This is a genomic window from Sphingopyxis sp. Geo48, from assembly GCF_949769155.1.
GTDB lineage: Bacteria > Pseudomonadota > Alphaproteobacteria > Sphingomonadales > Sphingomonadaceae > Sphingopyxis.
Window position 1 is genome coordinate 20,035 of record NZ_CATKPA010000005.1, and the last position, 13,213, is coordinate 33,247.

Annotated in this window: 9 protein-coding genes; 3 read left to right on the top strand and 6 right to left on the bottom strand. The window is 66.4% G+C overall.

Features of this window, described 5'->3' with window-relative positions:
- Window positions 1–63 precede the first annotated feature (63 nt).
- From phbB to QOL79_RS16105, 3 genes are read left to right on the top strand one after another with little or no spacing between them, the layout of a single operon-like run.
- Window positions 64–786, top strand: coding sequence for an acetoacetyl-CoA reductase (phbB, locus tag QOL79_RS16095; protein ID WP_058457048.1), 723 nt, complete (start codon window positions 64–66; stop codon window positions 784–786).
- Between the two features lie 10 nt (window positions 787–796).
- Window positions 797–1,030 carry a ribbon-helix-helix domain-containing protein gene (locus tag QOL79_RS16100; RefSeq protein WP_283420125.1) on the top strand — a complete coding sequence of 78 codons (234 nt, stop codon included), beginning with the start codon at window positions 797–799 and terminating at the stop codon, window positions 1,028–1,030.
- Window positions 1,027–1,545, top strand: coding sequence for a hypothetical protein (locus QOL79_RS16105; RefSeq protein ID WP_283420126.1), 519 nt, complete (start codon window positions 1,027–1,029; stop codon window positions 1,543–1,545). Before QOL79_RS16100 ends, QOL79_RS16105 begins: the two co-directional genes overlap by 4 nt.
- Window positions 1,546–1,553: 8 nt before the next feature.
- Here QOL79_RS16105 and QOL79_RS16110 read toward each other — a convergent pair whose 3' ends face one another.
- The 6 genes from QOL79_RS16110 to QOL79_RS16135 all read right to left on the bottom strand — a co-directional run bounded on the left by QOL79_RS16110 (window position 1,554) and on the right by QOL79_RS16135 (window position 13,141).
- Window positions 1,554–2,417 (bottom strand): ATP-grasp domain-containing protein, encoded by an 864-nt coding sequence (locus QOL79_RS16110; RefSeq protein WP_283420127.1) that lies wholly within the window; start codon window positions 2,415–2,417, stop codon window positions 1,554–1,556.
- The gene (locus QOL79_RS16115) at window positions 2,417–7,108 is read right to left on the bottom strand and encodes an NAD-glutamate dehydrogenase (protein ID WP_283420128.1); all 4,692 of its coding nucleotides are present in this window, start codon (window positions 7,106–7,108) and stop codon (window positions 2,417–2,419) included. Before QOL79_RS16115 ends, QOL79_RS16110 begins: the two co-directional genes overlap by 1 nt.
- A gap of 241 nt (window positions 7,109–7,349) precedes the next feature.
- Window positions 7,350–8,675: a PAS domain-containing protein gene (locus tag QOL79_RS16120; protein WP_283420129.1), complete on the bottom strand. Its 1,326-nt coding sequence runs from the start codon at window positions 8,673–8,675 to the stop codon at window positions 7,350–7,352.
- Window positions 8,676–8,775: 100 nt separating this feature from the next.
- Window positions 8,776–9,156: an OsmC family protein gene (locus tag QOL79_RS16125; RefSeq protein WP_283420130.1), complete on the bottom strand. Its 381-nt coding sequence runs from the start codon at window positions 9,154–9,156 to the stop codon at window positions 8,776–8,778.
- Between the two features lie 153 nt (window positions 9,157–9,309).
- On the bottom strand, window positions 9,310–10,623 hold the full coding sequence (locus QOL79_RS16130; RefSeq protein ID WP_283420131.1) for a sugar MFS transporter: 1,314 nt from the start codon (window positions 10,621–10,623) through the stop codon (window positions 9,310–9,312).
- A 49-nt stretch (window positions 10,624–10,672) separates the two neighbouring features.
- Window positions 10,673–13,141, bottom strand: a complete 2,469-nt coding sequence (locus QOL79_RS16135) for a glycoside hydrolase family 3 protein (protein ID WP_283420132.1) — start codon at window positions 13,139–13,141, stop codon at window positions 10,673–10,675.
- Between the last annotated feature and the right edge of the window lie 72 nt (window positions 13,142–13,213).

Sequence of the window (13,213 nt, forward strand, 5' to 3'; positions counted from 1 at the left end):
ATCTTGCGGGGTGCGCGCGCGCACCTTAAGCATGGGACCGAGAACATTTGGGAGACCGGGAACATGGCACGTATCGCAGTCGTCACAGGCGGGAGCCGCGGCATCGGGGAGGCGATCAGCCTCGCGCTGAAGGATATGGGCGCCACCGTCGTCGCCAATTACTGCGGCAACGACGAAAAGGCGCGCGAGTTCACCGCGCGCACCGGCATCCCCGCCTATAAATGGGACGTCGGCGACCATCAGGCGTGCCTCGACAGCTGCGCGCAGATCGCAGAGGAAGTCGGCCCGATCGACATCGTCGTCAACAACGCCGGCATCACCCGCGACGGCACCCTTGCGCGGATGCAATATTGCGACTGGGACGATGTGATGCGCGTCAACCTCGGCGGCTGCTTCAACATGGCGAAGGCGACCTTCCCCGGCATGGTCGAGCGCGGCTGGGGCCGCATCGTCAACATCGGATCGATCAACGGGCAGGCCGGCCAGTACGGCCAGGTCAATTACGCCGCCGCGAAATCGGGCATCCACGGCTTCACCAAGGCGCTTGCGCAGGAAGGCGCGAAGAAGGGCGTGACGGTGAACGCGATCGCCCCCGGCTATATCGACACCGACATGGTCGCCGCAGTGCCCGCGCCCGTGCTCGAAAAGATCGTCGCGAAGATCCCCGTCGGCCGCCTCGGCCACGCCGAGGAAATCGCCCGCGGCGTTGCCTTCCTGTGCAGCGAGGATGCGGGCTTCGTCACCGGATCGACGATGTCGATCAACGGCGGCCAGCATATGTATTGAGCGGGCGGGATTGCATCCGCCCGTCAAACGCTCGATCACCATCGCCGGTCACCCGACCTCGATCAGCCTCGAGCCGATATTCTGGGAGGCTCTGGAGGAAGCGGCTACGCGCCGGTCATTGCCGGTGAACGCGTTGGTCGCGCGGATTGACGTCGAACGAATGGAGGCGGAGGACCCGCCGAACCTGACGTCGGCGATCCGGCAATGGCTGTGGCGCACACAATTCGGAAAGACAGCCGAATGATTCTTGCCCGCGCCCTGCCCGGTCTCCCGCCTTACGGTGAGCCCGCCATTTCCTTCCCTGCGCGTGATGCCTTTCGCGAAGGAACGGTGGTCGAGTTTGACACGGGCAACCGGCAATGGATCGGCAATTTCGCTGATGGATGGCGACAAGGGGTGTCATCGCTGCACACCGAATTGGGTGCTCGGGCTATTGTCGTCGTGGCAAGCGGAGCCGGATATGTCGTCGATGCAACGAGCCAGACGCTCCGCTGCGAGTTCGGCGACGTGACATCCATATGGTTCGAGCCCGAAATCGCTGCGATGATTGTCTCTAACGACCTCTGGTTCCATGCCTTTGATGCCGAAAAGCCAATCTGGACCACCCGGCGTATTTCATGGAATGGAATGCGGAATATTCAACGCGACGAACTTGTTTTGCGCGGCGAGGCTTATTCACCGATCGAAGACGATTGGTCTGTGTTCGAAGTCGATCTACGCAGCGGCAGTGTTGCGGGCGGAAGCTATACCGGCCCCTGACCTCGCTGCTAAAGGACTACTGCCCTCGCCACTGCATGACCGAACGCCGCCCCGCTGTCGGGCGCGTGGTGGAGGAACAGTGACGGCTCGATCAGTTCCAACTCCATGATGTGGAGCTTGCCCGTCGCATCGCCGACCATGTCGACGCGCGCATAGACGGGCGGCGCGGGTGCGGCGGCGAGCGCAGCGGCGGCGAGCGCCTGCGCCTCCGCGCTCGCATGCCAGTCGCTCTCGCGCCCGCCGAACTGTTCCTGCACGCGAAAGTCGCCCGAGGCGGGGCGCTTGACGATCGCGTGGCTGAACTTGCCGTCGAAGAAGAAGAGCGAATATTCGCCCTCGGTCAGGATGCCGGGCATCAGGGGCTGGACGAGCCGGCGCTGTCCGAGCGCGTCGGCGGGAACGGCCGCGCCCGCCGCGATGCGGTGCGTGCCGTCGGCGCCGCCCGAGATCGCGGGCTTGATCACGACCTCTTCGGCATCGAGCTCGGCGCGCGCGGCGGCGAGAACTGCCTCGCCGAGCGCGGCGACCTCGATCGTCGGCACCACCGCGACGCCTTTCGCGCCCAGTTCGGCGAGATAGGCCTTGTCGCTGTTCCAGCGCAGCACCGGTACCGGATTGACCACCGGCAGGGCTTCGGATTCCAATCGGTCGAGCAGCGCGTACCAGACCGCCACATCGCGCTGATAGCCCCACGCGAAGAGCGGCAGGATCAGGTCGTATCCCGACAGGTCGCCCGGATCGGTCCACACGCGCTGTTCGACGATCAGGCCGACAGCGGTGAGAGCAGCCGCCTTGCGTGCAAAGGCGGGCTGCCACTTCTCGTAATAGTCAGGCGTCGGGACGAGGATTGCGACGCGCGGCTGAAACGGCATTACCGCCCCAGCAGCCCGCGCGCCTGTCCCGCGATGTGCGACAGCATCGCGCCGTTCGGATTCGGGATCATCCGCGCGCGATCGACGGTGGCCCGGAATTGCGCGACGCGCTGGCTGTTGTCGGCGAGCCATTTGATCACCGCCGCGTCGAGGTCGCCCTTCGGCAACCCGGCAAGGAAGGTCAGGCGCATCTGCTGGAAATCGCGCGCGAGGCTGTTGACGAGCAGGCGTTCCCACGGATCGGCGGGGCTCATATGCGCCGCGAGCGTCTGCGCCCAGTCGAGACCAAGCGCTTCGCCGAGGTGCGTGAAGGCGTGCGTCACGGCCACCTCGTCGTCGCCGCGCCGTGCCGCGAGATCGACGATCCCGATGGCGCCGTCGGTCTTGAACAGCCGCACGACCGCCGAGGTCAATGTCTCCGGCGCGCCCGCGTCGAGCAATTGCTGCGCCAGCATGTCCCACTGGCGCCGCACCGATGGACTGAGCAGGCTGTCGACGCCGCTCATCAGGCGCTCGACGCCGGGTTCGAGCCTCGCAACGACCGGTCCCGGCTGTGCGAGCGTCGATGTCACGCGCAGCAGGTCGGCCATCTGCGAGGTCATCGCCGACGCCGCCTGGCTGAAGAGCGAGAGGCGGATGCTTTCGTCGATCTTCGCACTGTCGAGCGCCGACCAGATTTCGTCCATCCCGAGCAGCCGTTGGACCGCGACGAACGCCGCCGCGACGTCGCCGAGCGAACAGCCTTCCTCTTCGACGAGCTCGAAGGGATGGGCAATCCCCATGCGGTTGATCATCCGGTTCGCGAGCTTGGTCGCGATGATCTCGCGGCGCAGCTGGTGATCGGCGATCGCCTGCGGAAAATCCCGCTGCATTTCGGCCGGGAAGGCTGCCGCCAGATCGCTTCCGAGTGCGGGATCGTTCGGCAATTCGCTGTCCTCGATCGCATCCTGCAGCGCGAGCTTCGCGGTCGAGAGCAGCACCGCAAGTTCGGGGCGCGTGAAGCCGCGTCCTTCGGCCGAGCGGCGGAGCAGTTCGTCGTTCGCGGCGAGCCCTTCGACCTTGCGGTCGAGCCGGCCCGTCGCCTCGAAATTCTCCATGATCCGCACGAGCGAGGGGACCGCCGCCGCGCCGCCCTTTTCGGCGATCGACAGCGCGAGCGCCTGCAAGCGGTTGTCCTCGAGCACCAGCGCCGACACATCGTCGGTCATCCGCACGAGCAGCGCGTCGCGCGCCTCCTGCGGCAGACGCCCTTCGGCCATCTCGCGGTTGAGCGCGATCTTGATGTTGACCTCGTTATCCGAGCAGTCGACGCCCGCGCTGTTGTCGATGAAGTCGGTGTTGATCCGCCCGCCCCTCGCCGAGAAGGCGATGCGTGCAGCCTGCGTGACACCGAGGTTCGCGCCCTCGCCCACCGCGCGGACCCGCAGATCCTCGGCATCGACGCGCAGCGCGTCGTTCGCGGGGTCGCCGACCTCGGCATTATTTTGACTTGCGGCCTTCACATAGGTGCCGATGCCGCCGAACCAGAGGAGGTCGGCGGGCGCCTTCAGGATCGCCGAGATCAAGGAACCGGGGTCGATTTCGCTCACCGACAGGCCGAGCGCGGCCTGCACCTCGGGGGTCAGCGGGATGCTCTTCTGGCTGCGCGGGAAGACACCGCCGCCCTTCGAGATCAGCTTTTTGTCATAATCTTCCCAGCTCGACCGCGGGAGATTGAACATGCGTTCGCGTTCCTTCCAGCTTTTCGCCGGATCGGGATTGGGATCGAGGAAGATGTGGCGGTGGTCGAACGCCGCAACGAGTTGGATCGCCTTCGACAGCAGCATGCCGTTGCCGAACACGTCGCCCGACATGTCGCCGCAGCCGACGACGCGGATGCTGTCGGTCTGCACGTCGACGCCCAATTCGGCAAAGTGGCGCTGGACCGAAACCCACGCACCCTTCGCGGTGATCCCCATCGCCTTGTGGTCATAGCCCTTCGAGCCGCCGCTCGCGAAAGCGTCGCCGAGCCAGAAGTCACGCTCCATCGCGAGCGCGTTGGCAACGTCGGAGAAGGTCGCGGTGCCCTTGTCGGCGGCCACGACGAAATAGGGATCCTCGCCGTCGCGGACGACGACGCCCTTCGGATGCACGACCTTGCCGCCGACGAGGTTGTCGGTAATCGACAGGAGCGAGCGGATGAAGATGCGATAACATTCGGTGCCTTCGGCGAACCACGCATCGCGGTCCTCGGCCGCGCTCGGCAATGCCTTCGGATAGAAGCCGCCCTTCGCGCCGGTCGGCACGATCACGGCGTTCTTCACGCGCTGTGCTTTCATCAGTCCGAGAATTTCGGTGCGGAAGTCGTCGCGGCGATCGGACCAGCGCAGCCCGCCGCGCGCGACCGGGCCGGCGCGCAGATGGATGCCCTCGACACGCGGGCTGTACACCCAGATTTCGCGCCACGGTAGCGGCTTGGGCAGGCCGGGAACAAGGGCGCTGTCGATCTTGAACGCCAGCGCCTCGGCCGCGGCGGGCGCGAAAGCGTTGGTCCGCAGCGTCGCGCTGATCACGGCATGGAACAGGCGCAGGATGCGGTCGTCGTCGATAGACTGGATGTCGGCGAAACCCGCAACGATATCGGCTTCGAGCGCCTCGGCGCGCGCGCCGTCCTTCGCCTTCGGATCGTGGAGCGCCCGGAAGCGGTCGATCAGCGCAGACGTGAGCGCCGGCGCATGACGGAGCGCCGCAACGACGGTGTCCATGCCATAGCTCGCGCCGCCCTGACGCAGGTAGCGGAACCAGGCGCGAAGCCACACGATCGCCTGCGGATCGGTCTGGCTGACGAGGACGAGCTGGTTGAACGCGTCATTCTCCGCCTTGCCGTCGAGCACCGCGGCAATCGCAGTTTCGATGACCTCGGCAAAGGGAAGCAGCCCGAGTTCGTCGACCGACGGAGGCAGGCGCAGCGAGAAATCGTGGATGAAGGCCGACCGGCCATCATCGCCTTCGCCATGCGCGCGCGCGACCTCGGTCGGGATTTCCTCGAGCACTTCGAAGCCGAAATGTTCGAGCGCGGGGACGACATCCGAAAGCGCGAGCGGTCCAGCGGCGCTGTACACCTTCAGCCGCAGCTCGTCGTCGCCGTCGAGAGTCTGACGGACGATCTGGACCCCGCGCGGACGGTCCGCGTCGAGATCGCGAAGCTGGAGGATATCGAGCGCCGCCTCCTCGGGGCTGTAGCTGTTGCGATAATTCGCGGGGAACAGCGGCGCGAAGCGCGCGGCAAGCGCCGCCGCGCGGCCGGCGTCGCCATGGCGCGCCAGCGCAGCCTCGACCTCGGGCAGCCAGCCGCGCACCATCTGTTCGAGCTGGGCATTCAGCGCGTCGGTATCGGGAACGACGCCCTCGCCGCGCAGGTCGAGCGTGAAGCGCATCAGCGCCGCGCCCCCGTCTTCCAGCACCATCGTCCAGTTGATCACGCCGGCCTTCGCCGCGCGCACCAGCATCGCCTCGACATCCTTGCGGCGGCCGGTCGATACCTCGTCGCGCGGCAACCAGACGAAAACGAACAGGTGACGGCCGAGCGCACTGCGCACCGCGACAATCTTTGGCCGCGGGCGGTCGGTGATCGACATCGAGGTGAGCACCAGATCCTCGAGGGCGGCGCTATCGAAGGCGATCAGCAGGTCGTGCGGCAACGCGGTCAGCGCGTGCGCGAGCGCCTTGCCCGCGTGTCCCGCCGGGTCGAAGCCGAATTTCGCCATCAGCGCGTCGAGCTGCGCGCGCAGCATCGGCACCTTCGCGGGCGGCGTCGACAGCGCGGCGCTGGTCCACAGGCCCGCATGGATCGACAGGCGCTCGACCTTCTTGCCCTTGAATTCCGGCACGATGACGAGGTCGAGCAACACGCGGCGATGTACCGACGACAAGCGGTTCGACTTGATCAGCAGCGGCGAGGAATGACCCTTGTCGAAATAGTCGAAAGCGGCGTCGAGCGCGGTCTGCGACAACAGCTGCTCGGCACGCGACGTCGAAATGCCGAGCGCGTCCTGAACCGCACCATCGCGGGTACGCCATTCGTGGCCGAGTTGCGTCATCGCGCCACCTTCGAACCAGCGCAGCAGTTCGGCGGCTTCCCCGTCGGCACGCATCGCCGCGTCGGCGAGCATCGCGGCGCGCATCGCTTTCCAGTCGGTCACCGCGGCACGCACGTCGGCGAGCGCGGCTTCGAGCGCATCGAGCAAGCGGCGGCGCGCGCGCGCATCGCCGCGTTCGAGTTCCATATAGATGACCGATTCGCGGTCGCTCCCCGTGCCGACCGCTGTCAGCTTGCCCTTCGCGTCACGCTCGACCGAGACGACGGGATGCAGGATGCGATGGATCGCAAGCCCCTGCGCGCCGACGATCTGCGAGGTCGAGTCGACGAGAAACGGCATGTCGTCGTTGACGACGACGAGGCGCATGCGCCGGTCGGTGCCATCGGCGATGACGGGTTCGAGCAGCAGCGAGGGCTTGCCTTCGCTCCGTCCGAGCGCCGCGCGCCCCGCAAATTCGCCGGCTGCGGCGAGCGCCTTGGTATCGAGATCGTCGCCCTCGCCGGGCAGGGCGCTGCCGTGGAGCGCAGCCGCGAAGGCCTTGGCGAATTTTGAAGGAACTTGCTGGGCCGGCGAGGCTTCGGCTTCGGCGGCGTCGGACAAGGTGGAAGTCATAGGGGGCAGCATCCCGAACCAAGAAGGGCGGGCCTCTGCGGGGGATTCGGCCAGCCCGTTTGCAGGGCCCTCCTATGCGCCTGTGGCGCGCGCGGCTCAAGACCCTGTCGAGCGCCCGCGTAAAATAATTTCAATTTTCAGATTATCTATTACGCGGACTTGCGAAGACGGCCCGGCGGCGATCCTCCCGGCGATGAAGATTGCGCATTCCGCACCTCCACCCCGGTCCCGTCCCGCAATTTTACGACGTGATCGCGATCGCCTTTTTGGCGAGCCTGGCGATCAGCGCCGGATCGTCGGCCGCCTTGGCGACGATACCGATATGTCCGCCCGGCATCGCGCGCGCGATCAGCACGACGAACTCGGCCTCGCCCGCATCATGTTCGAGGATCAGCGCGGGATGCGCGCGGCGGAGTGCCTCCACCGCATCCTCGCCCTTGTCGGAGGCGTCACCTTCGGGTTTGCGACGCGCGCGCGCGTCCTTGACCAGTCCCTTGAGGCCGCCCGGATAGCGGTCGAGATAGGCAGCGAGTTCGCCGCGGGCGACGCCCTCTTCCTTCGCGTGCCCAAGCACACAGGCATATTCGGCAAGCCGAGTCTTGTCGTAATTCGCCCCGAACACGAGCTTGACGACAGGGGTCATCGGCGCGCGGTCCTGCGCCTGCAGCCCGGCGTCCTCCAGCATCTCTGCAAAGGCTTCGGGCTGGGCCTCGGCCGCGAGCGCGAAGTCCCACGCCTTGCCCACCGCCTGATAGAGCGCGGAGCGGCTGCGGCTGTCGGCGGCGATCGCGCGCTCGGCGGTCTCGCGCGCGAGCGCCAGCCAGTCGGCGAGTTCGGCGTCGGTGCCGGGATCGGCGGAGATGGGGACGTCTTCGTCGGCGGTCTCGGTCAGCAACATCTCGTCCTCGTCGCCAAGCGCCGCGAAGCCCGGCGCCGCGCCTTCGTCGATATGCTCGGAATCGGGACCATCGGCCCACACCGGAACCGGCGCGGTCAGCGGCGCGGCGGTGCGCAGCGCCTGCTCGACCGAAAGCTGCAGTTCGGCTTCCTGCTCGGCGGGAACGCCCTCCTTCCAGTTGATCACGCCCATGATGAAGTCGATCGTGTCGTCGTCGGACGAGAAGGGCAGCAGTATGCCGCGATACATGATGGTCACGCCGCGGTCGTTAACGAACTCGGCCTCGAAGCCGATCGGCGCGCGGTTGGCGATGATCTGGAGATAATGGTCGGTCAGCCGCGAGAGCAGCGAGCGGCCGGGGATCTGGTTGATATAATGGACGTCCTCGCCGATCTCCGATTCCTCGCGCAGTTTTTCGCCAAGGAAGGAAATGCCCGGATTCTCGATGCCGGTGGTGAAGTCGAGCAGCACCGCGTGCGGCCCGAAATCGGCGCCCTCGAGGTCGACATCCTCGACCGACGGATAGGCGCGGTCGGCCAGCAGCGAAGCCCAGTAATTATAGGCCCTGACCTGCATCCGCCGTTCGTCGACCCCGACCACCGGCGGCGCGTCGATCGCGCCATCGTCCTGGTCGTGGCTGCCCGAAAGCAGTCCGCGCAAGCTGTCCATCACATGTCCCCAGTCGCAAACATCGCCGGATGTCATGCAACAAGAGTGGTAAAGGCCGCGTAAACGATGCCTTGGGGGCGGCCCTGCGCGCTATGGTCTGTCAGGCGAGACGCGTATCGATCGGCAGGCCGTTCTTGAGCGTCAGCGTCACCGGCGTGCGCTCGGCAATATCGGCCATCCGCGCCCGCTGCTCGTCGTCGAGACCGGCGATCGTCAGCGTGCGGTCGATCCTTTTCTCCTCGATCCCGTGCAGCCGCAGCGCGACTTCGAGCGACTCCATCGGCCAGCCCTTGCGGTCGGCATACATGCGCAGCGTTATCGCGGTGCAGGCGCCAAGGCTGGCGAGCAGCAGGTCATAGGGCGCGAATCCCGCGCCCTGCCCGCCGAGCGCGGGCGGCTCGTCGGCGACGATGTCGCGGCCGCCGACGCTGATCTGGGTGCGGTATTTGTCCTTGCCGATACGGGCGGTGCCTTGGGCCATGGCGTGTCTCCTTCGTGCGCGCCGGCCCTGATAGCAAAGCGCGGCGCGGAAAGGCGATGAATCCTGCGCCCCGCTGCGGCCCGGTCGAACAGACGGATTGCCGCGAAGCCGAAACCCGCCCCCCTCGCGGGTGGGCGGGTCCCCCTTTTTGGGTCAGGCGGTGCGATCCGCGAGGTCCGGCGCCGGCCGCCGGGCATACACGCCGAAGGCAGCGATGATCGCGTAGCAGGCGGCGGGCAGCAACAGCGCGAAGCCGAGGTGCCCCGTGAGGTCGGCAAGCGCACCGGTCGCGAGCGGAACGACCGCGCCGCCGAAGATCGCGACATTGATGATCCCCGATCCGTCGGCCGCGCGCGGCCCGAGCTTTTCCGACGCGAGGCTGAAGATCGTCGGGAACATGATCGAGTTCATCAGGCCGATGGCGAGTAGGCTGTAACCCGACACGCTGCCCGTTGTGCCGATCGAGATCAGGATCAGGGTGATCGCACCGACCGCGACGCACGCGAGCAGCTTGCCGGGGCTGATGACGCGCATCACCGCCGAGCCGATGAAGCGGCCGATCATCGCGCCGCCCCAATAAAGGCCGATAAGCTTGCCGGCGGCCTGTTCCTGCAACCCCATCACGCCCGGTTGCATGAGGTAGCTGACGATCAGCGAGCCGATCGACACTTCCGCGCCGACATAAAGGAAGATGCAGAGCGCCCCGAAACCGAAGCGCGGACGTTTGAGGAGGTCGAATCCCGTCAGCCCTGCGCTCGCCTCATGCTTCTCGCCTTGCAGACGGTTGCGGAACAGCCATACCGCTCCCGCCACCACCGCCAGCGCGACCGCGATACCGAGATAACCGTGGACGATCGCCTGGCTCTCGGCGGTCCGATAGGCATCGAGTTCGGCGCCCGACAGCTGGTCGGCGCTCACTTTTGCCAGGCTGCCGAGAATCAGCGCCGACCCCGCGATCGGAAAGATCGTCGTGCCAAGCGAATTGAACGCCTGCGCGAAGGTCAGGCGGCTGTGCGCGGTCTCGGGCTTGCCGAGCAGCGAGATCAGCGGATTGGCGACGACCTGGACGACGACCACGCCGCTCGCGAGGACGAAGAGCGCGAGCAGGAAGAGGCCATAGGTCGCGGTCCGCGACGCCGGGATGAAGAGCAGGCAGCCGACCATCATCGTCAACAGCCCTGCGACCGCGCCGCGCATATAGCCGATCTTCTTGACCAGCTTCGCGCCGGGAATCCCGATCAGAAGATAGGCGGTGAAGAAGCAGAACTGCACGAGCATCGCCTGCGTATAGTTCAGCGTGAACAGTTCCTTCAGCTTCGGAATGATCACGTCGTTGAGCGATGTGATGCCGCCGAAGATGAAGAACAGCCCCATGACGAACAGGCGCAGTTCGGGGGCATCGACATGCTCCCCGGCGCCCTCTCGGGCAATGGAATCACTATTGGTCAGATCTGGCGTGACGGCCACGATATCTCTCCCCGGAGAAGCTGCTCCGCCAACCCGTGTGCGGGTTTGGCTATTTCACGGTCGGCGGGCAAGCGAGATTCTCGCCGACCGCCTCGATCCGCGCCGACAGCAAGGTCAGCGCAAGTCCCTTGTCGCCGTGCACCGTCGTCGCGTAGCCGACCTTGGTGAGGTCGGCACCCGCGTCGGCGAAGCAGCGCAGCGGAATCTTGATCGTCGAAACCTGCCCGGTCGGCGCGGCCTTGACCCAGCCGCTGACGTCGAACGCCTTGCCGCCGAGTTCGACCTGCGTCAGCCCGCTGCCGACCGCATCGATCCGCCAGTCGATGCGCAGCGCGAAGCTGTTGTTCAGCTGGCGCGACATATCGGCACCGGGGCCGGTCAGATGGAACGCCGCCGGCCCGCTCCACGCGAAGCTCTTGCCATCCTCCTGCGCCGCGACATCGACCGAACGCGTCTTGAGGAGGCCATAGCTGCTGTCGACCGGGCCCGATTCGACCTGACGCGATCCGCCTGCATCGGTAACCGAGAGCAACCACGGCGCGCGGGCGCGGCCGCCCGAGAAGAAATTCTCGACGTTCAATATGCCAGCGAGGTCGAGGCCGAGCTTTTCGGAAAGCTGCGGAACCTTCACCTTGTCGCCGTAGGCGAGGCCGTAGCCGACCGGGAACTGCGCCTTCTCGATCGGCGAGCGCGCGTCCGACGGCCAGGCGAAGGGCAGCTTTCCGGTGAAGCCGCGCGCGGTCTTGCCGTCCTTGCCCGCGACCAGCACGTCGGCGACGCCGGCGCCCTGCGATCCCGGCAGCCACGCGGCGACGAAGGCATCGACGGCGTTGATCTCGGGATTGGTGAACATCGGGCGGCCCGACAGGAAGACCGCGACGACCGGGATGCCCGCCGCTTTCAATTTCTTGAGCGTCGCCAGATCTTTCGCCTCGGCGGGCTGGTAGTCGAGCGTCGGGACGTCGCCCTGAAACTCGGCATAGGGATGCTCGCCGAACACCACGACCGCGACGTCGGGCTTTTCCTTGTAGAAGCCGTCTTCGGACAACGTCGCGATGCCGCCCGCCTCGCGCACCGCCTTGTCCATTCCCTCCCAGATCGTCTGACCGTTCGGGAAGTCGGCGTGGGTCACATCGGTGCCCTGCCAGCTGATCGTCCAGCCGCCCGACTGGATCGCCATGCTGTTCGCGCCAGGACCGGTGACGAGCACGCGCGCACCGGCCTTGATCGGCAGAACGCTTCCGTTGTTCTTGAGCAGCACGAGCGATTTCGCGACCGCCTCGCGCGCGATCGCAAGATGCTCGGGCGCGCCGACGGCGGCGAAATTGCCGCGATCGACATGCTCGACGTCGAACAGGCCGAGCTTGTATTTGACGCGCAGGATACGGCGCACCGCGTCGTCGAGGCGCGCGGCGGGAATCGTCCCGTCCTTTGCCTGGCGGACCGTCGTTTCGTATAGGCCCTTCCAACTGTCTGGCGCCATAAACATGTCGAGCCCGGCGTTGATCGACTGCGGACAGTCGGTGACGGTGCAGCCCGCGACCTGGCCGTGGCCGTTCCAGTCGCCGACGACGAAGCCCTCGAAGCCCATCCTGCCCTTGAGCGCGTCGGTGAGCAGCCCCTTGTTGCCGTGATTCTTGATGCCGTTCCAGCTCGAGAAACTGGCCATCACAGTCAGCGCGCCGGCGTCGATCGCGGCGGGATAGCCCTGTGCGTGCTTGGCGACCAGCTCGGCCTCGCCGATCTTGGCATCGCCCTGGTCCCTGCCCTCGAAAGTGCCGCCGTCGGCGAGGAAGTGCTTCGCGGTCGCGGCGACATGGCTCGCGTCAACCGAGCGGCCCGGGACGAGCGGCCCCTGCAGCCCGGTCACCATCGCCTTCGCATAGGCGGCGACGAGCGCCGGGTCGGACGAATAGCCTTCATAGCTGCGGCCCCAGCGTAGATCCTGCGGGACTGCGAGCGTCGGGGCAAAGGTCCATTCGATCCCGCTGCCCGAAATCTCGGCCGCGGTGACCGCGCCGATACGTTGGATAAGCTCGGGGTCGTGCGCCGCGCCGAGCCCGATATTGTGCGGGAACAGCGTCGCGCCCGGAATATTGTTATGGCCGTGGACCGCGTCGACGCCGAAGATGATCGGAATCGCAACGCCGTTCGCCTGCGGGCGCTGCGACACGGCGCGAAATTCGCCGACCAGCCTTGCCCAATCGGCGGCGCTCGACCGTTCGTTGCCGTTCGGGCCGCTGTTGCCGCCCGCAAGGATCGATCCGAGCGGATAGGTTTCAAGGTCCTTTGGCGTGATCGTGCTAATGTCGGCCTGGACGATCTGCCCGACCTTCTGCTCGATCGTCATTTTCGCCAGCGTCGCATCGATCCGCGCCTCGGTCGCCGGGTCGGTGATCGCAGTGGGGCTCTTGGCGGCGGGCCAGAGATCGGGGTGGACCGCAGCCGACGCCGCCTCGCCCGGAGCTTCTGCCATCGCCATGCCGGCGGTTCCCGTCAGCAGCAGCGCGGTCGCCATCGCTATCGCCTGTCGACGCATCTTCACTCCCATCCCATTTTTATGTGAACGTTATCAATCGATCTGTCGCAC

What these genes read in the sequence shown, in the direction of transcription:
- phbB (WP_058457048.1), top strand. Translation starts at nt 64, where the DNA reads ATGGCACGTATCGCAGTCGTCACAGGCGGGAGCCGCGGCATCGGGGAG.
- QOL79_RS16105 (WP_283420126.1), top strand. Translation starts at nt 1,027, where the DNA reads ATGATTCTTGCCCGCGCCCTGCCCGGTCTCCCGCCTTACGGTGAGCCC.
- QOL79_RS16110 (WP_283420127.1), bottom strand. Translation starts at nt 2,417, where the DNA reads ATGCCGTTTCAGCCGCGCGTCGCAATCCTCGTCCCGACGCCTGACTAT.
- QOL79_RS16115 (WP_283420128.1), bottom strand. Translation starts at nt 7,108, where the DNA reads ATGACTTCCACCTTGTCCGACGCCGCCGAAGCCGAAGCCTCGCCGGCC.
- QOL79_RS16120 (WP_283420129.1), bottom strand. Translation starts at nt 8,675, where the DNA reads ATGGACAGCTTGCGCGGACTGCTTTCGGGCAGCCACGACCAGGACGAT.
- QOL79_RS16125 (WP_283420130.1), bottom strand. Translation starts at nt 9,156, where the DNA reads ATGGCCCAAGGCACCGCCCGTATCGGCAAGGACAAATACCGCACCCAG.
- QOL79_RS16135 (WP_283420132.1), bottom strand. Translation starts at nt 13,141, where the DNA reads ATGGCGACCGCGCTGCTGCTGACGGGAACCGCCGGCATGGCGATGGCA.